Origin of the sequence: Peribacillus muralis (genome assembly GCF_001439925.1) — a bacterium.
Lineage (GTDB): Bacteria > Bacillota > Bacilli > Bacillales > DSM-1321 > Peribacillus > Peribacillus muralis.
Window position 1 is genome coordinate 406,762 of the sequence record NZ_LMBV01000002.1, and the last position, 22,525, is coordinate 429,286.

The following is a 22,525-nucleotide window of genomic DNA, read 5'->3' on the forward strand; positions in this document are numbered from 1 at the left end:
TTAATTTTAATTCGATGGAGATATATTTATTATATTTCCATCGTTTTTTATAAGAAACAATAAAAGTATAATAATGAAAAAATTCAAACTACAATTTCCTAAAATCAAATCAATGTTGCTACCTTTTATAAATAAAGAAAAAAATGGAATTAAAGTCGGAGGTTTTCAATATGGTGTAGCTAGAGATATCTTTGTTGATGAACCTGTAAGGTTGCTAAAATTACTAAAAGATCTAGATGGTAATACTGATATAGAAGAATTGGCTCTGAGAAATGATTTGAGCTATTCAGAGACGATAGAAATATTAGAAGATTTGAGTGCCTATGGAGTTATTTACGAAAATATTTCATCTAACTTTGATTTTACAAATGAAGAAGAATCTTTTTATGATAGAAATCTGAATTTTTTTGCTTGGATAGATGTAAATGGTAAATATTATAATTATTGGGAGGTCCAAAATAAATTAAAATCTGCAAATATATTACTACTCGGAGCAGGTGGAACTGGAGGAAGTTGTGCAATAAGTCTTGCTAGAATGGGTTTTGGTAACATAACTCTTGTCGATTTCGATAAGGTAGAGCTTTCTAATTTAAACAGACAAATATATACATTTGAAGATGTTGGTGAAAACAAAGTGAATGCACTGTTGAATCACCTAAATAATATTAATCCTTTTATAAACGTAATAGGAGTGAAAACAAAGATTGATACTGTAGATGATCTGTTAGTGATCGGATCAAGTTTCGATTTAGTAATATGTTGTATTGATAAGCCAATGAATATAAATAGTATTTTAGAGGAGTATACATGTCGTACTAGAGTACCGAGAGTATTGGGCGGGTATGCAAGTACTATATTAACAAATGCACTATTTACTAAAGAATCGTATAGTTATACCAAAATGTTTAAAGAGAATAGTGAGCAAAATTATGATACACAGAATGTAAATTTAAATATTCATGAATGGAAATGGAATAATGCGATTATATCTCCAGTAGCAAATATTTCAGGGAATTTTTCAGCACTCTATGCACTTTATTTTATAACAGGTCTAGGCTATTTAGAATTGGGACAAGTTAATCATATTGATTTACTTAATATTCAGAATAAACACTTCTCTTATTCTATTGATGAAAATGGCTTGGTTAATAAAGGAGTTCTATGATTAATTATATCGCTTTTTCATTTACAAAAACGGGCACTATTACTACCCAACAACTTCATCTATTCGAACATTGCTTCTCAATAAAGATAACAAATTTAATTGAACGAAGATTTAAAGATAAAGGTATTATTATTAATGCTGAAACCTTTACTGAATCCTGTATTATTGAAATTTACTGTTCGGAAATTGAACTACTCTCTCCTCTTATAGCTGCTATTGAATCGGTTAGATTTGATGTGATGGACTTATTAATGATAGAAGATGAAAAAAAAGTAGTTCTTCAAGAAGTATATAATGTAGATTTAACAGAAGAAGACAAGTATCTGTATCTGCCCTTAACGTACTTTTCAAATGAAGATATCTTAGATTTATATGAGCAAAGAATTGAGACGAAGTCCATTCTTATATTATTTAACGATCTTATTAGCCAATGTAATATCGCTTATTTTAAAAATGGTGTACTTAGGAAAGAAAAAAATGCAAATTCAGTGATACTGCCGAGTTTCAAATCGAAGTGGGAAATTAAGAACAATTATATTATAGGTTGCTATTCAATGGGTATTTCTTCACTAAAACAACTAGTACTATGTAAATTTATATCATTTATTTTTGGGAAAAGTAGCGATTCTCTTATATCGAGAGAATTTTTAAATCCCTATCATTTGTACTTGGGATATACATTAGATTTATCAATTAAAACAAGTTTTTATACACTATTTTTAATAGAAACCACTCAGGAGAGTAGAAAAAAATTCTTGGATAATCCGCTAAGGTTAAAAGAGTTATTAATCGGGTTAGTGGATTTTAAGAAACAATTGCTTGCATTTAAAACATATATGTTTATGTCTGATCCACTTTTGTTAGAAATTAATAGATATTATATTAAATCTAGTCTTGAAGGAGACATAAATATGAATCTACTTTCAAACATTATAGATAGCATAACTTATCCAGATTTAGAGGATTTCGGGGAAATGTGTGATGTACATGTTGAAAAATAATTATAACTTTAAATATCTATGGTCTGGTAGATTAATTAGTAATGCCGGGGATAGCATATATTTAGTAGTACTGTCATGGTACATGTTGGCGCAAACTGGTTCTATATTTTGGGTCGGAATTTTCAATGCAGCATATTTTTCACCCAATATCTTTTCATTTTTATTGGGAGATATTATAGATCGTACCAATAAGAAAAGGTTACTGATCCTTTTAGAATGCGGTCAATTAGTAGCTGTTCTTGGAATTATCACCAATATATTTATCGGTTTTAATCCTTTGATAATTTGTTGTTTTGTTTTCTTTGCCTCCTTATTTGGGATGAATACATATACAGTTCAAGATACATTGATTCCAAGAATTGTTCAAAAAAAAGAATTGGAAAAAGCACAGTCCTATATGAATGTAGGATACAATATCGTTGATAATATTTTTAATGCTATAGTTGGTTTATTAATTAAAAATTTTTCAATAATATTTTTGTTATCCATAAGCGTTTTTTCATTTACGCTTTCAATATTCAGTTTTAATAAAATGAAATATGAAGAAGTTAAAGAAAAAAAAGAAAGTAAAGAAGAGAACGGGTATAAGTATAGAGATGGTTTTGTGGAAATACTAAAAAATAAAACACTTTTAACCATAACCATTAATTTAACTATAGTTAACTTCTTTTTTGGAGGCTTTAATGTATTTATTGTAAAAATTGCTGGTGATATGAATAGTCCAATAATGCTCGGTCTTCTAAATTCATCAATTGCTATAGGAACTTTAATCGGTGCAACACTGTTTACTCATAAAGTATTGAGTAAATTTATTTTAGGGCAAAAATTAGTGTTATGTTCGTTTTTCTTCGGGATAATGATGGTATTAACCAGCTTTTTTGTTAACTCAAATACCATATTATTGGTTTTGCTAATTGGAGCAATATTCTTAGGCGTTACTCAAATACTAACACACCCGATTATTCAATCAATCGTTCCGTCAAATAAATTAGGTAAAGTATTTTCAGCTCAATATTCAATTAGTGTTGGTATTATGCCAATAGGTGCTCTCTTCTTTGGTAAGTTAGCAGAATTTATGAGTTCAGGTACGTTTTTTATATGTATTGGGGTAGCCTATGTATTTATTGCAGTAACTTACCTAATGAGACGTGATATATTCCATTTCAGTTTATCTGCTTAGCGAACTCATTAATAAAGATTATTTTATAAGTTAACTAGAATTGAGGTAAGAGGAACGCATATTAACTTTGATATGTGTCCTTTTTGTTTTTAAAATACTAAGTAATTTACAAGTTTTTGAATATAAGAAAAGGATTTATAAATTTTACGTTTCGTACTCTTTTGTACCAGTCCCATTTATACGCCTATATACAGCCGAAAGCAAAAGGACGATGAGTGGATGTGAGAAGTAAGTGGAAAAGGCGCTCCTGAAAAGGGGCGCCTTTTTCTTATGGAACGATCTCATTTTGCACGGCGATACTGGAGCGCCGCCGTGGATGGCTGAATTTACCTTGTCTTCACAATGAATCTACCGTATTTTTACATACACTTGACACTGTGTTCATCTTTTTTCGCTATATTTTAATTAACTATTCAAACATTAATCGGAGGTCATTCATTTGAATCGTACATGGAAGAACAAGGTTTTGCCGTTTACACTGGCATCGGCACTGGCATTTGGTTGTTTAACATATTCTGCACCAGAACCTGCTTCGGCAAGGGACAGGTCGAATAAAGATCCGGAAATCAGGAATGTCATTTTCATGATAGGCGACGGGATGGGTGTTTCCTATACGTCCGCTTACCGGTATTTAAAAAATAATCCGAATACGATGGTGGCGGAACGGACAGAGTTTGATAAATACCTGGTTGGTCAGCAAATGACATACCCGGAAGACGCTGCACAAAACATCACGGATTCAGCTTCGGCCGCAACGGCAATGTCTTCCGGCGTGAAGACTTATAACGCGGCGATTGCGGTGGATAATGATAAATCCGAAGTCAAGACTGTCCTCGAAGCAGCGAAGCAAAAAGGAAAAGCGACTGGATTGGTCGCCACCTCCGAAATCACTCATGCGACACCAGCTTCATTTGGCGCTCATGATGAAAGCCGGAAGAACATGAATTCGATTGCAGATGATTATTATAATGAGCTGATCAAGGGAGAGCATAAAATCGACGTCCTATTAGGCGGCGGGAGATCCAATTTTGTCCGGCCAGACATCAATTTGGCCAAGGCCTTCAAAAAAGACGGATATAGCTATGTGACGGATAAGAAACAAATGCTCAAGGATAAAAATGAACAGGTGCTAGGTTTGTTCGCTTCCGAGGGACTCCCGAAAATGATTGATCGCCCAAGTGAAACACCTTCTTTGAAAGACATGACCAATTCAGCACTTCAGCGTTTAGATAAAAATAAGAAGGGATTTTTCCTGATGGTCGAGGGCAGTCAAGTCGATTGGGCTGGACATGATAATGACATCGTTGGTGCCATGAGTGAAATGGAGGACTTTGAGAAAGCATACAAAGCGGCGATAGAATTTGCGAAGAAAGACAAACATACATTGGTCGTGGCTACTGCAGACCATTCAACAGGAGGATTCTCGATCGGTGCAAAGGGAATATATAACTGGTACGGAGAACCGATCAAAGCGGCCAAACGTACACCAGACTTCATGGCGGATGCGATCATAAAAGGGGCCGATGTTGAAAAGACATTAAAGCAATCCATCAATCAAAATAAAATGACGCTCACTAATGATGAAATCAAATCGGTAACAGAAGCTGCCAAAACTAAAAATGTCACGAACATCGATAATGCGATAGAAGCAATATTCGATAACCGGACGAATACGGCATGGACCACCGGAGGACATACGGGTGAAGATGTACCTGTCTATGCCTACGGACCTTATAAAGAAAGGTTTGCCGGGCAGGTCGATAATACGGATCATGCGAAAATCATCTTCGAACTATTAAAGAAACAGAACTGATATTTCAGGGAGGGGTTCCATGAATAGGCTAATAATCGGTGCCCTTATATTAACCATATTTGGTGCTCTTAATACACAACCCGCCTTTGAAGAAAAGACGGCAAAAGAAAAAACGGAGGAGACAGCCACGCCACCGGTGAAGAAGGATGTTTATGTTCCGAATCCACAACTTCCTGATGATTTGAAGCTTACCCAAATTGGTGAGAACGTCTCGGATGCGAAAGGCGAATTAACATTGAAGTCCTATGAAAAAGTGAATGAAACCATTAATGTTGGACCAGTCGAGCTAACGGTCAAAGAAATGAAGATCATGCATGTTACGCCGGCTTACAGCATGATCGATTTCTTTCATGGCTATACCCATGATGAAGATTTCGACATCGTAAAAGTGGAGGTTGCAATTAAAAACAAGAACGCTGAAACAATCAAATTTTCCCCGGTCGCTTTTCTTGAAACAGACAGCGGCGAACATCTTCAATGGCAGGATGACATTTATCTGGAAGAGCTTAACGGCGAAATGGCCGGTAACAGTTCGAAAAGCGGAAACGTAGGTTTCATTATAAATAAAGCGGATGTGAGGAAGATTTCCTTCATGACAAGTGATGCGGTCAATGATGAAGGGAAAGTCCTGGCAAAAGGGAAGTTGGTTGAGTTCGGTTTTTGAAGGAAAAGGTGTATGAAACCGTGCAAAAATCAAATACTAAGCAAGTGATAAAGCTTTTTTATCACGGCTGAAATATCCAAATCCTAATGATGGGGTGACACAGAATGAGCTATAAAGATCATTTAGATCCACATTCTCAAAAGTTTCACCATAATTGGACAAGACCTAAGCGTTCGAAGTCTCAAGTTAATGGCCATACGGAAGTATCGCAAACAAACATTATCCTAAGAAGTAACGCAAAGGCTCACAGGTGGTAAAGATATTTCTGACAAAGAAGGAGGCTCTTATCGAGTCTTCTTCTTTATATTTTATCACAGGATAAACGAGGGTAAGTAAAATAAAACAGCAACGAACTCTGGACCTATAACGGCATACATGGCTTTTCGTCCGAAATTATGATACCATTTACCTTTAAGAATTAAGCCAAGAGCCTGGCGTGAAGACGGAATGTTGAAGCCGTTTGAATGTTTCAGCTTATACAAATAGAGGACGTGAATTAATGATAAATATTGAAATCCCAGCAGCGGATATTAGCATTAAACAAAGAAAACAAGTGATAGAAGGAGACGAAGCAATCATTCCGGAAATTTTCGGATTTATCGACTTCCATTTGATTCCCCGTGATAAAGGCGGAATCATCTTGTTTTACAATGAACGCGACGAGCTGATTTTTGTCGGGAAAGCCCGTAAGCTAAGACCAAGGGTCAAAAAGCACTTCGAAGATAACGTCTCTCCAATCAAAGAGCACCGTAATGAAGTGAAAAAAATTGACATCCTTATCGTCGAAGACCCAATGGAACGTGAAATTTACGAAACGTACATGATCAATTCACTACGAGCTAAATACAACGTCGATAAAGTGTTCTATAAATAAGCAAAGAAAAGCTGGTTGCACATGCAATCAGCTTTTTTTACATCCAAACTACAAAAATAAGGCGCTACATTTACAATTACTTGGTGTTAGCTTAACACTGTTGGTTTATATTTGAAGCATTCCATTCCATTACTTTTTCTCAGGGGGTAACCATTGAAGAAAATATTTTGTAAAAAAGTGTTAGGTATCTCGGTCGTGACAATAATTGCATTTGGGAATGTAACGTGGTCCGTGTCACAAGTTTCTAAAATGGCGAAACAGCGAGAGATTGAATCTTTTGAACAAAAGACAGTAAATTCTTCAGAATGGAAAATGGCTGAATAAGCATATGAAATAGGTATCGAAAAAAGAATTATACAAAAGCACACGGAAGGTTTCTACACTTCAAGGTAATGCCGTTACCATTGTGACGGAAAGGCAACGCTGTTGAATCATGCTATTAGGTCGGTCTCCGACAATATGAAGGCTTCATGGGTGGAACAGGGTGATTACCCGGACTGAAATTTTTCTTTCGTACATCAATGAATAGTACAAAAAAATATTCTTTTTTTAGGGCAAAAATTTGTTTCTGAATCGAATAGTCGATATACTATGGACACAACTCCATTATGAATGGATAGGAGAGGAGAGGTAGTATGGGAAACATTCGTGAAGGTGAGGTTTTCACACTTACTGATGACAATGATGAGTCTCATGAAGTTGAGGTTTTAGGGTCATTGGATGTGGAAGGAACGGAATATGTAGCAGTAGGCTTGCTTGAAGATATTGAAGAAGATACAGAGGAAGATATCGATATTTTCTTTTTCCGTGTCGAAGGCGAAGGTGAACTGCTCGAAATCGAACCGGACGAAGAGTTCGAAAAGGTATCTCTAGCATTTGAAGCGGCGTTTGAAGCGAAGGAATAATCGTGTAAGATCGAAGACGGCATATTTCATGCCGTTTTTTTATGTAGAGAAAAAGTATTGGCCCCGCCTACGCCAAATACCATGATAGCCACGCGTGCTATCCAGCCTTCCTTAAGTATAGGGGGGAATTGTTGATAGGACATGTACGGAACATGAAGGTTTTATTAAAATCGGAGCATCTTTCACTCTCCTGGGCATAGGATAAATAAGTGGAGGTGATTGGATGACCGTCGTTAAGCACACTGATGCCGACATTGCTCTGCTGGCAAGATTGCTGAGGGCTGAAGGCGAGGGCGAGGGCGATCAAGGCATGTTGATGATCGGGAACGTCGGGATCAACCGGATTAGGTCAAATTGCTCCGATTTCAAAGGACTGAGGACGATTCCGGACATGGTTTATCAGGAGCATGCCTTTGAGGCTGTGCAGAAGGGGTATTTTTACCAGCGAGCACGGGATAGGGAAAAAAGACTTGCGCGTCGGAGTGTAAATGGTGAAAGAATATGGCCTTCGAAGTTTAGCCTCTGGTATTTCAGACCTCAGGGAGATTGCCCGCCAACCTGGTATAATCAGCCTCTCGTTGGCCGCTTTAAGCTTCATTGCTTTTATGAACCAACAGCTAATGAATGTGAAAATATTTATAATACCTTTTAGAGATGGGGCTGAACCTTATGAGGTTTGGCCTTTTTGTGTTTCTCCTGCATAGGATAACGAAAATAAGCCCAATTCCGTCCGCCGCGCAAAATAATCAGTCCGAACACGGAGTTAATTCGACCTAAACGGAGATAAATCGACCGAACATGCGAACAATTCGACCTGAACGGAGATAAATCGACCGAACACAGAGTTAATTCGACCTAAAACGCGAATAAATCGACCTAAGATGGAGTTAAATCGACCGAACGTGCGAATAATTTATCCGACCACTGCGATACTTCTGCATACCCTAATCAATTCACCATGAAAAGTGACGAGGAGCAAGCCCGCGTCACTTTTTGGATTATAGCTTTACGATCGTTCTGCCTCTTGCTTCCCCTTTTAAAAGGGTTGGGGGTACTTCAGGCAATTCTTTAAGGGTAATTTCTTGCTGGATGAGTTGTTCCAGATGAGCGAATTTAAAATCGGTTGCCAGTCGATGCCAAACTTTCAATCTTGTTTCCATCGGGCAATTGACCGAGTCGATTCCTAGTAAATTAACACCCCTCAGGATGAAAGGGTAGACAGTGGCAGGAATGTTGGTACCAGCCGTCAATCCGCTGACTGCTACAGATCCGCCATACTTGATTTGGCTAAGGACGGAGGCTAACGGTTCACCGCCGACGGGATCTACTGCACCACTCCACTTCTGTTTGCTAAGTGAGCGCAGCTTGCCATCGTACACCTCATTGCGAGACACGATCGTCGTCGCCCCGATTTTCTTCAGATATTCATGCTCCGATTCTTTTCCTGTACTCGCTTCCACGGAATAACCAAGCTTGGAAAGGATCGAGACGGCAAAGCTGCCAACGCCTCCGGTCGCACCGGTAACAAGGACGCTTCCTTGATCAGGAGCCAGATTATTTTCTTCCAGGCGCAAAACCGATAGTGCTGCAGTGAAGCCTGCCGTCCCGATAATCATCGCCTCTTTCATTGTAAGGCCATCAGGAAGCGGGACGATCCACTCTGCTGGAACACGGGCATATTGGCTATAGCCGCCTGATTGGGAAACGCCAATTCCGTAGGAGGTGGCAATGACCTCGTCGCCTTCCTGGAATCTGGAGTCTTCGGATGAAACGACGACCCCTGCCATATCAATTCCTGGGCTGATCGGATAGTTGCTGATAATGTTTCCATTCGGAATGCTTGCAAGGCTATCTTTATAGTTCACCCCGGAATAATGGACACGGATGAGCACTTCGCCTTTGGGCAGGTCATCAATCGATAGTTGCTGGATGTTTACGGTAAACTGATCCTCTAGCTTGTTTACGACTAATGCATCGAATCGTTGTGTCATGGTTCGTTCCCCCTTTTATCATCAATCTTCCTCATTATAAAAGAAAAAACGTCGAAAGGTATAATGAGACAGTTCGAAATAGTAGCGCCTGCTTTTCTTTCTCGTTCGAAAAATGGTACTATAAGAATTGATTCAGTTCATATTAAAGGAGATGTTTTACATGGCTAAAAAAGGATACATATTAATGGAAAATGGTGAAAAGATTGAATTCGATCTTTTCCCGAACGAAGCACCGAACACAGTCGCAAACTTCGAAAACCTGGCCAACACAGGATTTTATAATGGCGTGGTCTTTCACCGTGTCATCCCTGGATTCGTAAGCCAAGGCGGAGATCCAACAGGTACTGGTGCAGGCGGAAGCGGCACACAAATCAAATGTGAAACAGTAGGAAACCCTCACAAGCATGAGGCGGGCAGCTTATCGATGGCACATGCCGGAAAAGACACTGGGTCAAGTCAATTCTTCATCGTGCATGAACCACAACCGCATCTTAACGGTGTTCACACAGTATTCGGTAAAGTGACTTCCGGGCTTGAAACGGCTAAAGCTATGAAAAATGGCGATAAAATGGAAAAAGTCGAAATTTTTGACGCTGAATGATCGCAGAGAAAAGAGGGAGCTTATTGCTCCCCCTTTTTTTTTGAAATTCATTTCGGCGTCGCGCTTTTTGTGAAATGATAGGTGACCTCTGTCAAGGTTTCCGATATGTCCCATAATCTCTTCGATGTTTCTTCATTATATAAAGTATCGATGATATCGTCTTGCTTAGGGAAGCCCTTTCTGCTCTTCTTGCCATCTGGTCCAATATATTCGCCTCCTGTTAACGAAGGCTCCGTTGCGGCATACAGGGTTGGAAGTGCGCCCATGCTTGCCGGTTGGGTAATGGTTTTTGAAAGATAATGGACGAATCGATTGATCGGTTTTCCAGATCCGCGTGACATGAGGTTTGTATGGGAAAGTCCCGGGTGACAGGCTACGCTAATCGGGCTTGCGCCATGCTGGTTAAATTTGTTCTGGAGCTCGCGGGCGAATAGGAGGTTGGCGAGCTTGCTCTGACCGTAGTACTTCATTGGTTTATAGCCGTTCTCGCCATTTAGATTTTCAAAGTCGATGAATCCGTTGATGGCGGCCAAGCTGCTCAATGTGACCACCCGTGATTTCGGCGTAGAAAGGATTCGCGGGAGAAGGAGTCCTGTCAAAGCGAAATGACCGAGATGATTGATGCCGAATTGCAGCTCGAAGCCATCCTTCGTTTTACTGTAGGGCGGGATCATCACGCCTGCGTTATTGATAAGGACAGATAAGGAGTCATAGTTTTCCTTATAGGAATCAGCAAAATGCCGAATGCTGCTTAAATCGCTTAAATCCAGCTGCATGACCCGGATGTTCGCGTTAGGATAGACCGAGAAAATTCGATCGATCGCCTTTTCCCCCTTTGAAGGATTCCGGACAGCAAGGATGATTTCTGCCCCCTTACCGGCCAGGGCAAAAGCCGTTTCGAAGCCAAGTCCACTATTGGCCCCAGTAATCACAATGATTTGCTTCGATACATCCTCCATTTCTTCGCCATTCCATTTATCAGACATCCAATCACACCTTTCCACACATTCTCTACTATCATATACCCAAATAATTCCTATATGTCACATTGAGCACCAGGTTTTTCTTGTTTTTTATTTTCCTTATATATTGCTGTTTTCCTTTTCCCTAATCGACTATATTTCTTATGATCAAGATGGCAGTGACGGCGATAAATAAAACCCTTACGTAGGATAAGGCGAATTCCATATAGATGTCCATCGGTATTCCATATGAAAAGTTGACGCCATCAAGAAAAATGAATGCCGCCATATTAATGTCGAAGTGTAAAAATTTCGCGTTACCGGCTGAGTGCAAAAAATCAAAACCGATCATTAAAAAGGTAAATGAATGAAAACTAAGATAGAATCTCCATGGTATAAGTTTGGAGGATTTGAACATCGATCGTTCCATTCCACTGCAGTCGCTCCCTTATCCAGAGGCGGTCCGTGAGCCTCCTCGGCTTTTAGCCTGCGGTGTCTCACGAAGACGCGCATTTCCCGCAGGAGTGTCGCNGCCTTCCGTTACATTCCACTGTGCTTGAGAACAAAATGGACTCCTCATTGATCATAGTTTTGGGGGATTTGAACATCGACCGTTCCATTGCACTGCAATCGCTCCCTTATCCAGAGGCGGTCCTTGACGCTCCTCGGCTTTTAGCCTGCGGTGTCTCACGAAGACGCGCATTTCCCGCAGGAGTGTCGCACCTTCCGTNTCCATTGCACTGCAATCGCTCCCTTATCCAGAGACGGTTCCCGCAGGAGTGTCGCATACAGGTTCAATTTCACTCTCAACAATTATCTCCTACGATTATGAAGGAAATCGCTAGCTAGTGCCGCTCATTGAAATCCAATGGAAAAACAAAAGAGTTCCGGAAGCGACTTCCGGAACTTTTTTGTCTGCAAAGTATCAGCTTTTTTAGTTTTATTTCTATAAAAGGGTTTTGGGGAATTTAACGGTTGCGGGGAGGTCTGACTTATCACGGTAAGATCTATAAGACACGATGGTGTGGTCATGTGCTTGTACATCCAGCTGTAAAATTCGTGAGTTTTTCATTTCCAAATAATACGTAACATCTTCTTTTTGCAAATGATAAAAAGAGAAAGGGATTCCTAAAAGGTTTTTCTTGATTAGTATCGTTTCGGGCTGGTTGATGATGTGTTGGCTCAATTCCCCGATCGTAACAGAGGTTGAACCAGTAATGGCAGAAATTCTTTCCTTTGCATGATTGACTGCAGAGCTGAAGGTATCGGCTAAATTCCTCAAGATTCCGTCCATGGGCGTATCTCCTTTGCATGAGTGTATGTAAATAGTATGGTACGCCGCTGATGCTTTATGCAAAAAACCACCTTAGTTTGATATAGAATGGTCACTTTATGAACAAGCTGTAGAGTAGTGTGCATCAAATCAAGTAGACAGGAGTTTTTGGATAAATGAAAGGGAAAAAGTATATGGTTGCGCTATTCATCGTGTTTCTCTCGGTTATGGCTATCATGTTTTTTCAAAAAGATAATCAGTCCGAAACCAAAAAAGAGGAAAGCGTTGGCGCCAGTACGGGCAGCGCTGAAAAAATAGAAAAAATGCTCCAAAGCATGACGCTTGAAGAAAAAGTCGGTCAGCTAATGATGGTCGGATTCAAGGGAACAGAAAGAAGCGGTGAAATTACCGAGCTCATTGAAAAAAAATATATAGGTGGCGTCATTTATTTTGACCGCAATATGAAATCGCCAAAACAAGTGGCGAGGTTATCCAATTCACTTCAGCAAACGGCCAAACAAAATTCACTTTCGCTTCCGCTCATGGTGGCGGTAGATCAGGAGGGCGGGGATATTATCCGGATGAAGGAAAGAGTGTCGCCGCTTCCTGCGCAACAGAACCTTGGTCAATATGCAACTTCCGAAGACATGTACAAGGTGGCTAACCTGAATGGAAAAGAATTGAGTTCGATGGGGATCAATATAAATTTTGCCCCTGTACTTGATTTATCGAAAACCGACAAACGTTCAGTGGGACAAGATCCTAAAAAGGCTTATGAATATGGAAAGAGGGCGATTCAGGGCTTGAATGATGCCTCGGTAACGGGTGCGTTGAAACACTTTCCGGGTAACGGGCGCAGCGAAATAGACCCACATGTCGAAACATCATCTGTGGAAGCTACCCAACTCGATCTCGAGAATTCGGATATTTATCCGTTCAAGAAAATCATAAGCGAAATGGATAACCAAAACTTCTTCGTGATGGTAACCCACATCAAATATCCCGCCTATGATAAAGAAAAACCAGCAAGCCTCTCCAAGGTCATCATAGAAGACTTGTTGCGAGGAAAGCTTCATTACGGGGGACTTGTGATTACGGACGATTTGGAAATGGGGGCGGTGAACAAATATTTCTCATATAAAGATATGGGGACGGAGGCAATCCTTGCTGGAGCTGATATTTTGCTTGTCTGCCATGAATATGCCCATCAGCTTGAAGTATATGAAGGCTTACTTGAAGCCGTAAAGGCGGGGAAGGTTCCTATCGAGCGAATCGATCAATCTGTGAAAAGGGTCCTGACGTATAAGCTTTACACGATGAACGATACAAAAGTTGATCCGAATCAAGCGGAAAAAGTGGTGAGAAGTCCTGAGAGCTTAAAGTATATTGAAAGCCTGGAATTGGCTAAATAGCAAGGAAAGCTTACAAGTTTTGTTTAAATCTGCTGGTAGAGGGAATGCTATATAATAACTAACATGAAGGAGGAAACTCAAATGCCATCAAACAAAGTGATTGGAACCGTCGTGATAGGAGCTGCCGCATATTTAATGCGCAATAAGAAAACTCGTGAAAAAACCATGAGTCAAATCAAATCCTTAGCTACACCAGAAACGATTGACAAGGTCAAGAGCCAACTCCAATCGATAACAAAATCAAAAACAAGTAATGCATCTGCCCAGTAATCGAGAAAACCCCCATTGAGGATTGCCCGTCATAGGTGCAATCCTCAATGTTTTTTTTTTGCCAAAATCAGATTCATGGTGCAAATAATCAAAATGAAAAAGCACTTGTAACTTTTGAGGACCCTTAACAGGTCTTTCAAAAGCACAAGTGCTTTCATGCATGAGCCATGATCATTCGGCTTCATCGTCTGCTTCTTTATTGAACCATAGCGGATCCTCGTTATCGACTTCACCATTATAATTAATCAAGATTTCTTCCCCTGCTTTAATATCGGTGTAAGCAAAGAAATCAAACGTGTGATTCTTAAAGTTAATGTCATACGTGGCATTGGGTGTATAAGAATGGTTAAACAGCATACCGTAACCTAAAAGCATGGCAGTATGGTTGATTCCATACTCAAATGCATAATCAGCCAGCAGCGTTTTCTCTATGAAAACATGCTCCTCGTTTGGGTAAGCAATGACAGGTGCTTCATGCAAAAGCTCCCCTTTTTTAATGTCCTGTGTTGCAAATACGCCTCTATTGAACTCACCATCACTGAGTGTGGAGGTTTTAACTTCAATCATATTCGTCACCTACTTGTTCTCTTCATTATAGTCCAGATTATCTTAGCTTGACAGTTAATAGGAAGAAAAGCAACTATTTTAGAGAATTAATCATTTTCTACCTGCTGAGCCAGAAGTTCGAAATTTGAAGTGGAACGGCCGGAATATCATTACCTGGATACATACGAAAACACCTCCCGCTAAAGGTAAGCTAGGGAGGTGTTGGTTAGGTTGTTGACAGGGTTTGTTTGTTTAATTCACGCCCACTGCCGTGAAGGCGTTTTTGACAGCGGTCGTTTCTGCGCTGGTTGCACCGTATAAATCAGAGGCAGCTTGTACGACTGCTGCTCTCGCTTGAGAAAAAGTCGACGAAGAAGTTAGGTAGATCGTGTTGGCCCGGTAAAAGATTGTCCCTAGTTTATCAATGCCGATTCCTGATACGGTCACGCCGCGGTGAGTGCCGCCTGCAGACAGCAAGTAAGCCGCTTTGTTGATGATTCCGCTATTCGTATGGACACCGCCGTTGTCAGCCGTTCCGGTATAACGGTTCGAATAATGGTCTGGGTCACCATTCAATGTTGGATTTGCCATGGAACGAAGTGCATCGCCAGCAGTGTTAGGTGTGTAAATATCTTCGCCAATCAGATAATCGGCTTTGGAACTTTGTGTCTTGAATTCTACTACTGTACCAAAAATGTCAGAAATGGCTTCATTCAAAGCGCCTGACTCATTTTGATAGGTCAAATTGGATTCACTGGAAGTTACGGCATGAGTCAGCTCATGTGCAACGACATCCAAACCGCCGGAAAGTGGGATGAACGTCGTGCCGTCTCCATCACCGTAAACCATTTGGGTGCCATCCCAGAAGGCATTATTGTATCTCGAGCCATAATGGACGGTCGATTTCAGGCTTGTCCCATATCCATCATAGGAGTTCCGTCCAAAAGTCGACTTGTAATAATCATAGGTTTTACCGGCATAAAAATGAGCATCCACGGCTGCTTTATCAGTCGATGTCGTAAAAGCGTTGGTCGTATTGGACATAAGTGTGCCCGGCAATCTCGACCTGTTGTTGGCATTATAAGTGAAGATCCCTTGACCGCGTGTATTGTCCTGTAAATAGTATTTACCGCCTGATAAGGTCGTGTTCAATGAAACGGTATTATTTAAGACCCCTGTGCCCGTTCCGACAGAATTGGTCCCGGTCACTTCATCAAGGGTATTAAATTTATTCAGGATCTCTCCGGTTTTGACTGAAATGAAATAATTATGGTTCCCGGGTTCCGGACTTAAGAAATTCAAGTTCACTTTGTATACGTAATCGGCTTTATCGCCACTCGAATATACATACAGCTCCGATTCTGGGGCGTGGTCGTAGGTAGGCGTGAATCCAAGATCTTTTTCAGCTATTTTAATGGCTTCTGTTTTACTGATGCCTTTTTTAACCTTTTTCCCCAATTTAGTGTTTAGATTGGCTTCAACCGTACCGGACACGACGGATAATACACCTTTTGTGTCAATCAATACAGCTTGTGTAGAATTCCAGACAGGCACGCCTTTAAAGGTTTGTTGCAGTCTGACGACGGTATTGCCAAGTTCATCTTTGCTTTCTTTCTGGATAATGAAGGAGTCCTTCGCCTTTTGTTTTTCTAGCTTGTAAGATTTTGTGTTTTTATCAAAAAAGGTAAGAATGATATCTTCTGCCGTTTGCTTCGATGGATCTGTCAGTTTACCAGACTTGAATTCTAGCGAATCTTTGTGCTTATTATACTTCTCAACACTTAACACATTTTTTGCCGCTAAAGCTTCTTGATGGGGAATGGCAGAAAATAATAGACCAACGGATAGTGCAGTTCCTAAAAATACCTTACCTTTCATAACACTCAACTCCTTCATGAGAATACCTTATTTTTGCATCGGTTCCTTATTTTATCAAATGGAGAAAACAAGTAAAAAAGTTGACATTTAAAGGAATAAAATGGTGGAAAATGGCTTTTTTTAGAAAAGTTATTTCCAGATATTCTTTTAGTAATATTTGGAATACTCCGAAATGTGATCTTTGGTTTGAAATTGAGTATATTCATAAATGGGGATTTATCGGAGTCTGGTTTGCTGATGGTATTTTATTCAAATTTACGCAAGGATGATATATGATTAGCATAATCTTTACCCATACAGCTGTGGAAAGGAACGAGGACATGAAACTGTAACCGATTGAGTGTATCCAACCGGTAGAAAAGGATGTGAGAAGCTGATGACCTTATTGAATTCTTTAAAGGTATTGGATTTTTCAACGCTACTGCCAGGCCCTTTTGCCACGTTGATGCTAGCGGATTTAGGGGCGGACGTTTTGAAGGTGGAAAGACCGGAAACGGGCGATTCATGGGGAGTCGATCAATACCTTAACAGATCGAAGAAATCGATTACCCTTGATTTAAAACAGCCTGAGTCGATCGAATCCGTCAAGAAACTCGTGCAGGAATACGATATCGTCGTCGAGCAATTCCGGCCAGGTGTCATGGAACGATTAGGACTGGGGTATGAGGCCTTAAAACGAATCAACCCGAAGGTCATTTACTGCTCGATCACGGGATATGGACAGACCGGACCCTATAAAGACCGAGCGGGCCATGATATCAATTACCTTTCGATCGCAGGTCTATCAGGCTACTCGGGTACGAAAAAGGAAGGCCCTGCAAAAAACGGAACCCAGATTGCCGACCTTGCGGGAGGATCGCTGCATGCCGTCATCGGTATATTGTCTGCCGTCGTCTACAGGGCTAAAACCGGATTCGGCCAAGCCCTCGACATCAGCATGACCGATTGCAGCTTCGCAATGAATGCGATATCCGCACCGCTTCATTTACAAGGTGGGCTTGAGCTTGAACCGGAGGAATTGATGTTAAACGGGGGATCTTTTTATGACTTTTACAAAACGAAAGATGGACGTTATTTTTCGATTGGAAGCTTAGAGCCCAGATTTAAAAGAGCATTATGCGATGCAATCGGGATACCGGAATTGTATGAAATGAGCATGGCCAGCGACAAAGCGAGCGGAGTCGCCTTTAAACAGGCCCTCCAAAAAGCGTTCCTAGCAAAGGATTTTGAACAATGGCAGAAGATATTCGCTGATTCCGATGCCTGTGCAGAACCAGTGCTGACCTTTGCCGAGGCGGCCGATCACCCCCAATTGAAACAACGGGGGATGATTGTCGAAGTTCCTGACGATCAAGGGAATCTTCAAAAACAAATTGCCTGTCCGATCAAATCATCCGTTTTCACCCCTGATTATAAACATACAGGACGTAAGCCAGGACAAAACAACGCCGAAATCCTCCGTACACTTCATGAAAAATAAAATTAAACAAGGCTATCACATTTCCAATATTGGAGGGTGATAGCCTTTTGTTGATGAATGCGCCAATATTAGGCAAGACGAAATGAATCGCAGAAGAACGTATTACGTTTGAAAAGTGCTAAATGGCCGTTAAACCCATGATGAATGATAAAAACACTGATGTTAAAAATTTCTAGTTCATAAGTAATCTGGAAAGGGTAAGAAATGTAAGGAATCAGTCCGGAAAAAGGAATCTTTGGGGGTGGATTAACTATGTTTGGTCTGTATGACATCATGAAATTTCTATTTTCCTTTTTTTTGATCATGCCTATCGTTACGCTCATTCATTTAAGCGGGCATGCCTTCTTCGTTACGATATTTGGCGGTGCGGAAAAGAAAATCGTGATCGGTTGTGGCAATAAACTTTTCTCCCTTTGGAATATGGAGATAAGGAAATATTATTTCTGGAATGGAGCTTGTGAATTCAAAGGATTGAAACATGATAATCGAGTGACGAATATGCTCATTTATTTAGGGGGCGCCATTTTTAATTTAGTCAGTATGCTTGCCATATATAGCTTGGTGTTCCAGAAAATCCTCGAAAGCTCGGTAATATGGTATCAGTTCATCTATTTTTCCTTCTATATTATGTTTTTCTCTTTATTCCCGATGTATTTTCCTGACGGGTCTCCCAGCGATGGGAAGGCTGCCCATTTGGCCTTAAGGAATAAACTGGAGGACAGGGTGACGGATGATATCTTAGTTAAGAAGATGGATGATGAAGATAGCTGCAAGTAAAAAGGAACGTGCAAGTTGCTCGTTCTTTTTCTGTGGGGAATTCCCCCTTCCAGTCTCCATGCTCAGCTGAAAAGTGCGATACCCTTTAGTAAAAGAGTATCGCACTTATATGTCTGTTGTATCAATTACTCAACGGTTCATCATGGATAAGTTCATCCCCAAACTTCCTTTGCTACATCAACGACGAATTTCAGCTTTTCCCATTGCTGTTCTTCCGTTAGCTTGTTTCCGTGATGGGTGGAGGCGAAGCCGCATTGCGGGCTTAAGCATAGTTGCTCGGGAGAAACGAAGTGCGAGGCTTCTTTAATGCGTGCCTTAACAGCTTCCTTGTCTTCGATTTCACCGTTTTTTGACGTGACGACTCCTAGAACGACACGGGCTCCGCCATTCGGGATGTATTCCAATGGTTTGAAGTCCCCTGAGCGTTGATCGTCGTACTCCAAGAAGAATCCATCGACTTTTTCTTTAGCCAATAATGTTGGGGCGATACGAGCATAGCTGCCTTCAAATGCCCATGTCGACTGGTAGTTTCCACGACATAGATGGGTAGTGACGACAAGGTCTTCTGGTTTGCCTTCCAATGCGCCATTCATGACGCGAAGTGCTAAATCTATTAATTGTTTTCTCGTATATTTTCCATCTTTGAACTGGAAATCTGGAGCTGAAAGTCTGGCGATATATACATCATCCAATTGAAGGTAACGCACACCTGCTTCATAAAAGGCTTTCAAAGCATCCTGATAGGCTTTGATGATATCCTTTGCATAATCCTCGATATCAGGGTAGATGTCTTCATTATGAATGCCTGCTGCGAATAATTGATTCGGACTTGGAATGGTTTGCTTGGCAACAGCACGTCCGTTGACGATCTTGTTCAATTCAATGAAATCACGAATGAAGGGATGTTCAGGATTGAATGAAACCTTGCCGGTATTGCGAACGTTATATTTTTCCGTTTCCACCCCATCGAATGTAAGTCCTTTTTCAGTGACATATCCCTCGATGCCATTTAAATGTTCGAGGAAGTCAAAGTGCCACCATGTGCGCCTGAACTCTCCGTCCGTAACGGCCTCTAATCCAACTTCGATTTGTTTATCGACAATCCGAATGATTTCTTCGGTTTCAATTTCACGAAGACGCTCTGCTGAAAGGGTACCTTCCCTGAATTGCTTTCTGGCAATATGCAGACGTTCCGGCCGTAATAAACTTCCGACATGATCGGCCCTGAATGGTGCCTTTGTTAAGGTGATTGACATGTTGCATTCCTTCTTTCCTTTTATAAAATAAAAAACCTCTTCTTAAAAATAAGAAGAGGGGTTGGCTACAAAGTCATGTACTCTTCTTATCTTCAAGCTATTACACTTCTGGAATTAGCACAGTACATCGAAAGTCTGTTGCTGAGGTATCAAAGGGCCAGTCCCTCCACCTCTCTGGATAAGAGTTGTCTATTAAATTAATTACGACTATACAGGGAGTTGTTATAAAGGTCAAGAGCTGAAGATGAAAGATTTAGAATATAGAGATTATAAAAAGGACGGGGATCGGTTAACTTCATGAGCCGACGCGGCATATGCTATAACCGATGTTCGATGTGAGGATTTCTGGAGGAGGAAACCTGGGTGAGTACATTCGATTTAACCACTTTTTTTGGAAAGGGCATACCGATCATGCTAACGGCAGCCATGCTTGAGAAAATAATAAAAATGCAAGCACAAGAGCATGATATTAAGGTGGAGATCACACCGGGGGATATAAGGATTCGGGGAACGATTGAGGTGAAAAAAATGATGTTCAAGAAAAAGGTATCATTTCGGATCATCATAAGGCCGGTTCATGTGGAAAAAAGAACGATTACATTCGAATTAACGGAAATGAAACCGATTGATAAGAACTTCATTAATCAAAAACTATTTAATAGACCGCCTTTTTTTGAATATGAAAATAGAATGATCAAAATGAATTTGAATGCCTGGAGCATCGTGAAAAAAATCCCGATAGGCACGATCCGATCATTTGAGATGGTCGATGGCGGAATGAAAATGAACCTTTCTTTATGATCACTCGGCAAAGAAAATGTGTTTGATAAATCAAGTTCTTTAAAATATACTAAATATCTTAAAGTTTGAATTTTTTTAGGAAAGGGGGAAAAGAATGGATCAGAAGATTTTGCCTGCCTCGGCAAGCATGAAGGATTTTGAAAGATTTCTCGAAAGCTCTTATGAAATAGGGGTGTTTCTTGATCTTCATATTTCGCAATTGAAAAATGTCAGCATGATGGCCAAGCAGCATAATAAGAAGATGATTTACCATGTCGACTTGATTCACGGCATAAGAAGCGATGAGTACGCGACAGAATTCATTTGTCAGGAGTATAACCCCTATGGGCTGATTTCGACCAAATCCAGCGTTATTCTGAAAGCGAAGCAAAAAGGGATCATTGCCATCCAGCGAATTTTTTTAATAGACTCACATGCGTTGGAGAAAAGTTATAAGCTGGTGCAGAAAACCAAGCCGGATTACATCGAAGTTTTGCCGGGGGCCATGCCGTGGATGATAAAGGAAGTGAAGGAGCGGTTGCAAACACCGATTTTTGCCGGCGGTCTTATTCGGACTTCGGAGGAAGTTTTGAACGCCTTGGAAGCAGGAGCTTCGGCGATTACCACTTCCAAAACTGAGTTATGGGATATCGTCTGAGAGGTTCGGACGCATAAAAACATAAAAAGTTTGACAGCGTTTTCATAACCTAGTATATTGTAATTACAAGTTAATATACGTGACGGAGACTGGGAGATTCACAACAGAGCTATTCATATTATTATGGGGATAGTTCTGCTGTGAATCTCCTTTTATTTGTGACCAAGTTTTATTATTCATTAAGAAAGAAGGTTTTTTCTATGACACCATTTTGGGGAGAATTAGTAGGCACCATGATTTTGATTTTATTCGGTGCAGGTATCGGAGCAGGTTCGACTTTGAAGGGTTCTTACGCTAAAGACGCGGGTTGGATCGTTATTACAATTGCCTGGGGACTGGCGGTAACGATGGGCGTTTTTGCAGTGGGCTCGATAAGCGGTGCCCATTTAAACCCTGCGGTCACGGTAGCGTTTGCCATGATTGGAGAAGTTGCTTGGAGTGATGTGCCAGTTTATATCGCTGCTCAAATGATTGGAGCGATCTTGGGTGCGGCTCTAGTATTCTTGCATTATCTGCCACATTGGAAGGCTACTGAGGATCCAAGCGCGAAGCTTGGTGTGTTTGCCACAGCGCCTGCCATCCCGCATACATTTTCAAATCTATTAAGTGAAATGATCGGGACATTCATCCTTATCCTTGGCTTATTATTCATAGGGGCCAATAACTTCACGGAGGGTCTCAACCCATTCGCTGTCGGTCTATTGATCGTTGTGATCGGGATGTCACTTGGGGGTACGACAGGATATGCGATAAATCCGGCCCGCGATTTGGGACCGCGCATCGCGCACTTTTTGCTGCCGATACCAGGTAAAGGAAATTCGAATTGGGGCTATTCGTGGATCCCGGTCGTTGGACCGATCGTTGGAGGTTCACTTGGTGCCGTTTGCTATAACGCGATCTTTTTGGGGGATATAACAGTAGGATTTTGGTCTGTACTGGGAGTTAGCGTGATATTATTGGCATTAGCGTATACATTTGGAAAAAAACAGTCACATGAATTGGATAGCAAAAATATCGCTAGTTAATTTAAGGGAGGACA

General features: G+C 40.7%; 24 protein-coding genes and 1 riboswitch. Of the genes, 18 read left to right on the plus strand and 6 right to left on the minus strand.

Annotation, left to right across the window (positions count from 1 at the left end; genetic code table 11):
• The first annotated feature begins 73 nt into the window (after positions 1–73).
• The 10 genes from ASU00_RS04305 to ASU00_RS04340 all read left to right on the plus strand — a co-directional run bounded on the left by ASU00_RS04305 (position 74) and on the right by ASU00_RS04340 (position 8,254).
• Positions 74–1,165, plus strand: coding sequence for a HesA/MoeB/ThiF family protein (locus ASU00_RS04305; protein WP_057912199.1), 1,092 nt, complete (start codon positions 74–76; stop codon positions 1,163–1,165).
• A complete protein-coding gene (locus ASU00_RS04310; RefSeq protein ID WP_057912200.1) occupies positions 1,162–2,166 on the plus strand; it encodes a hypothetical protein in 1,005 nt (334 codons plus the stop codon). The genes ASU00_RS04305 and ASU00_RS04310 overlap by 4 nt, the downstream gene beginning before the upstream one ends.
• Positions 2,153–3,346 (plus strand): MFS transporter, encoded by a 1,194-nt coding sequence (locus tag ASU00_RS04315; protein ID WP_161809689.1) that lies wholly within the window; start codon positions 2,153–2,155, stop codon positions 3,344–3,346. The genes ASU00_RS04310 and ASU00_RS04315 overlap by 14 nt, the downstream gene beginning before the upstream one ends.
• Positions 3,347–3,785: 439 nt before the next feature.
• On the plus strand, positions 3,786–5,159 hold the full coding sequence (locus ASU00_RS04320) for an alkaline phosphatase (protein ID WP_152983677.1): 1,374 nt from the start codon (positions 3,786–3,788) through the stop codon (positions 5,157–5,159).
• A 19-nt stretch (positions 5,160–5,178) separates the two neighbouring features.
• Entirely contained in the window at positions 5,179–5,823 is a 645-nt protein-coding gene (locus tag ASU00_RS04325; protein ID WP_057912203.1) for a DUF4352 domain-containing protein, read from the plus strand.
• A gap of 104 nt (positions 5,824–5,927) precedes the next feature.
• Positions 5,928–6,080 carry a YpzG family protein gene (locus ASU00_RS24330; RefSeq protein WP_081092541.1) on the plus strand — a complete coding sequence of 51 codons (153 nt, stop codon included), beginning with the start codon at positions 5,928–5,930 and terminating at the stop codon, positions 6,078–6,080.
• A gap of 242 nt (positions 6,081–6,322) precedes the next feature.
• The gene (locus ASU00_RS04330; protein WP_057912204.1) at positions 6,323–6,697 is read left to right on the plus strand and encodes a nucleotide excision repair endonuclease; all 375 of its coding nucleotides are present in this window, start codon (positions 6,323–6,325) and stop codon (positions 6,695–6,697) included.
• 153 nt (positions 6,698–6,850) lie between these two features.
• Complete coding sequence (locus ASU00_RS25305) at positions 6,851–7,021, plus strand: hypothetical protein (protein ID WP_161809690.1); 171 nt, start codon at positions 6,851–6,853, stop codon at positions 7,019–7,021.
• A 311-nt stretch (positions 7,022–7,332) separates the two neighbouring features.
• On the plus strand, positions 7,333–7,602 hold the full coding sequence (locus ASU00_RS04335; protein ID WP_057912205.1) for a DUF1292 domain-containing protein: 270 nt from the start codon (positions 7,333–7,335) through the stop codon (positions 7,600–7,602).
• Between the two features lie 223 nt (positions 7,603–7,825).
• Positions 7,826–8,254, plus strand: coding sequence for a cell wall hydrolase (locus ASU00_RS04340; RefSeq protein WP_057912206.1), 429 nt, complete (start codon positions 7,826–7,828; stop codon positions 8,252–8,254).
• Positions 8,255–8,600: 346 nt separating this feature from the next.
• Here the strand turns inward: ASU00_RS04340 and ASU00_RS04345 are convergent, their stop codons facing one another.
• Positions 8,601–9,593: an NADPH:quinone oxidoreductase family protein gene (locus ASU00_RS04345; protein ID WP_057912207.1), complete on the minus strand. Its 993-nt coding sequence runs from the start codon at positions 9,591–9,593 to the stop codon at positions 8,601–8,603.
• A 160-nt stretch (positions 9,594–9,753) separates the two neighbouring features.
• On the opposite strand from ASU00_RS04345, the gene ASU00_RS04350 reads away from it, so the two are divergent.
• On the plus strand, positions 9,754–10,194 hold the full coding sequence (locus ASU00_RS04350; protein WP_057912208.1) for a peptidylprolyl isomerase: 441 nt from the start codon (positions 9,754–9,756) through the stop codon (positions 10,192–10,194).
• 47 nt (positions 10,195–10,241) lie between these two features.
• Here ASU00_RS04350 and ASU00_RS04355 read toward each other — a convergent pair whose 3' ends face one another.
• On the minus strand, positions 10,242–11,180 hold the full coding sequence (locus tag ASU00_RS04355; protein ID WP_057912209.1) for an oxidoreductase: 939 nt from the start codon (positions 11,178–11,180) through the stop codon (positions 10,242–10,244).
• A gap of 922 nt (positions 11,181–12,102) precedes the next feature.
• Positions 12,103–12,450: a hypothetical protein gene (locus ASU00_RS04365; protein WP_057912211.1), complete on the minus strand. Its 348-nt coding sequence runs from the start codon at positions 12,448–12,450 to the stop codon at positions 12,103–12,105.
• A gap of 155 nt (positions 12,451–12,605) precedes the next feature.
• On the opposite strand from ASU00_RS04365, the gene ASU00_RS04370 reads away from it, so the two are divergent.
• Both ASU00_RS04370 and ASU00_RS04375 read left to right on the plus strand, forming a co-directional pair.
• Positions 12,606–13,841: a glycoside hydrolase family 3 protein gene (locus tag ASU00_RS04370; protein WP_082630133.1), complete on the plus strand. Its 1,236-nt coding sequence runs from the start codon at positions 12,606–12,608 to the stop codon at positions 13,839–13,841.
• Positions 13,842–13,922: 81 nt separating this feature from the next.
• Positions 13,923–14,111 (plus strand): hypothetical protein, encoded by a 189-nt coding sequence (locus ASU00_RS04375; RefSeq protein WP_057912212.1) that lies wholly within the window; start codon positions 13,923–13,925, stop codon positions 14,109–14,111.
• Positions 14,112–14,282: 171 nt separating this feature from the next.
• Here the strand turns inward: ASU00_RS04375 and ASU00_RS04380 are convergent, their stop codons facing one another.
• A complete protein-coding gene (locus tag ASU00_RS04380; protein WP_082630146.1) occupies positions 14,283–14,678 on the minus strand; it encodes an SET domain-containing protein in 396 nt (131 codons plus the stop codon).
• Between the two features lie 231 nt (positions 14,679–14,909).
• Complete coding sequence (locus ASU00_RS04385; protein ID WP_057912214.1) at positions 14,910–16,535, minus strand: M4 family metallopeptidase; 1,626 nt, start codon at positions 16,533–16,535, stop codon at positions 14,910–14,912.
• A gap of 376 nt (positions 16,536–16,911) precedes the next feature.
• Here ASU00_RS04385 and ASU00_RS04395 point away from each other — a divergent pair, with 376 nt between their 5' ends.
• The gene (locus tag ASU00_RS04395) at positions 16,912–18,015 is read left to right on the plus strand and encodes a CaiB/BaiF CoA transferase family protein (protein ID WP_057912216.1); all 1,104 of its coding nucleotides are present in this window, start codon (positions 16,912–16,914) and stop codon (positions 18,013–18,015) included.
• Positions 18,016–18,267: 252 nt separating this feature from the next.
• Complete coding sequence (locus ASU00_RS04400; protein WP_201786265.1) at positions 18,268–18,792, plus strand: hypothetical protein; 525 nt, start codon at positions 18,268–18,270, stop codon at positions 18,790–18,792.
• Positions 18,793–18,944: 152 nt separating this feature from the next.
• On the opposite strand, the gene ASU00_RS04405 is transcribed toward ASU00_RS04400, so the two are convergent.
• Entirely contained in the window at positions 18,945–20,048 is a 1,104-nt protein-coding gene (locus tag ASU00_RS04405; RefSeq protein ID WP_057912217.1) for a 5-methyltetrahydropteroyltriglutamate--homocysteine S-methyltransferase, read from the minus strand.
• A gap of 83 nt (positions 20,049–20,131) precedes the next feature.
• Positions 20,132–20,233, minus strand: a riboswitch (SAM riboswitch).
• A 178-nt stretch (positions 20,234–20,411) separates the two neighbouring features.
• Between ASU00_RS04405 and ASU00_RS04410 the strand changes: the two genes are divergently transcribed.
• The 3 genes from ASU00_RS04410 to ASU00_RS04420 all read left to right on the plus strand — a co-directional run bounded on the left by ASU00_RS04410 (position 20,412) and on the right by ASU00_RS04420 (position 22,511).
• Positions 20,412–20,849, plus strand: coding sequence for a hypothetical protein (locus tag ASU00_RS04410; protein ID WP_057912218.1), 438 nt, complete (start codon positions 20,412–20,414; stop codon positions 20,847–20,849).
• Between the two features lie 94 nt (positions 20,850–20,943).
• Positions 20,944–21,486, plus strand: coding sequence for a glycerol-3-phosphate responsive antiterminator (locus tag ASU00_RS04415; RefSeq protein ID WP_057912219.1), 543 nt, complete (start codon positions 20,944–20,946; stop codon positions 21,484–21,486).
• A 200-nt stretch (positions 21,487–21,686) separates the two neighbouring features.
• Complete coding sequence (locus ASU00_RS04420; protein WP_057912220.1) at positions 21,687–22,511, plus strand: MIP/aquaporin family protein; 825 nt, start codon at positions 21,687–21,689, stop codon at positions 22,509–22,511.
• The last annotated feature ends 14 nt before the right edge of the window (positions 22,512–22,525 follow it).

What these genes read in the sequence shown, in the direction of transcription:
- ASU00_RS04305 (WP_057912199.1), top strand. Translation starts at nt 74, where the DNA reads ATGAAAAAATTCAAACTACAATTTCCTAAAATCAAATCAATGTTGCTA.
- ASU00_RS04310 (WP_057912200.1), top strand. Translation starts at nt 1,162, where the DNA reads ATGATTAATTATATCGCTTTTTCATTTACAAAAACGGGCACTATTACT.
- ASU00_RS04315 (WP_161809689.1), top strand. Translation starts at nt 2,153, where the DNA reads ATGTTGAAAAATAATTATAACTTTAAATATCTATGGTCTGGTAGATTA.
- ASU00_RS04325 (WP_057912203.1), top strand. Translation starts at nt 5,179, where the DNA reads ATGAATAGGCTAATAATCGGTGCCCTTATATTAACCATATTTGGTGCT.
- ASU00_RS24330 (WP_081092541.1), top strand. Translation starts at nt 5,928, where the DNA reads ATGAGCTATAAAGATCATTTAGATCCACATTCTCAAAAGTTTCACCAT.
- ASU00_RS04330 (WP_057912204.1), top strand. Translation starts at nt 6,323, where the DNA reads ATGATAAATATTGAAATCCCAGCAGCGGATATTAGCATTAAACAAAGA.
- ASU00_RS04335 (WP_057912205.1), top strand. Translation starts at nt 7,333, where the DNA reads ATGGGAAACATTCGTGAAGGTGAGGTTTTCACACTTACTGATGACAAT.
- ASU00_RS04340 (WP_057912206.1), top strand. Translation starts at nt 7,826, where the DNA reads ATGACCGTCGTTAAGCACACTGATGCCGACATTGCTCTGCTGGCAAGA.
- ASU00_RS04345 (WP_057912207.1), bottom strand. Translation starts at nt 9,593, where the DNA reads ATGACACAACGATTCGATGCATTAGTCGTAAACAAGCTAGAGGATCAG.
- ASU00_RS04350 (WP_057912208.1), top strand. Translation starts at nt 9,754, where the DNA reads ATGGCTAAAAAAGGATACATATTAATGGAAAATGGTGAAAAGATTGAA.
- ASU00_RS04355 (WP_057912209.1), bottom strand. Translation starts at nt 11,180, where the DNA reads ATGTCTGATAAATGGAATGGCGAAGAAATGGAGGATGTATCGAAGCAA.
- ASU00_RS04365 (WP_057912211.1), bottom strand. Translation starts at nt 12,450, where the DNA reads ATGGACGGAATCTTGAGGAATTTAGCCGATACCTTCAGCTCTGCAGTC.
- ASU00_RS04370 (WP_082630133.1), top strand. Translation starts at nt 12,606, where the DNA reads ATGAAAGGGAAAAAGTATATGGTTGCGCTATTCATCGTGTTTCTCTCG.
- ASU00_RS04375 (WP_057912212.1), top strand. Translation starts at nt 13,923, where the DNA reads ATGCCATCAAACAAAGTGATTGGAACCGTCGTGATAGGAGCTGCCGCA.
- ASU00_RS04380 (WP_082630146.1), bottom strand. Translation starts at nt 14,678, where the DNA reads ATGATTGAAGTTAAAACCTCCACACTCAGTGATGGTGAGTTCAATAGA.
- ASU00_RS04385 (WP_057912214.1), bottom strand. Translation starts at nt 16,535, where the DNA reads ATGAAAGGTAAGGTATTTTTAGGAACTGCACTATCCGTTGGTCTATTA.
- ASU00_RS04395 (WP_057912216.1), top strand. Translation starts at nt 16,912, where the DNA reads ATGACCTTATTGAATTCTTTAAAGGTATTGGATTTTTCAACGCTACTG.
- ASU00_RS04400 (WP_201786265.1), top strand. Translation starts at nt 18,268, where the DNA reads ATGTTTGGTCTGTATGACATCATGAAATTTCTATTTTCCTTTTTTTTG.
- ASU00_RS04405 (WP_057912217.1), bottom strand. Translation starts at nt 20,048, where the DNA reads ATGTCAATCACCTTAACAAAGGCACCATTCAGGGCCGATCATGTCGGA.
- ASU00_RS04415 (WP_057912219.1), top strand. Translation starts at nt 20,944, where the DNA reads ATGGATCAGAAGATTTTGCCTGCCTCGGCAAGCATGAAGGATTTTGAA.
- ASU00_RS04420 (WP_057912220.1), top strand. Translation starts at nt 21,687, where the DNA reads ATGACACCATTTTGGGGAGAATTAGTAGGCACCATGATTTTGATTTTA.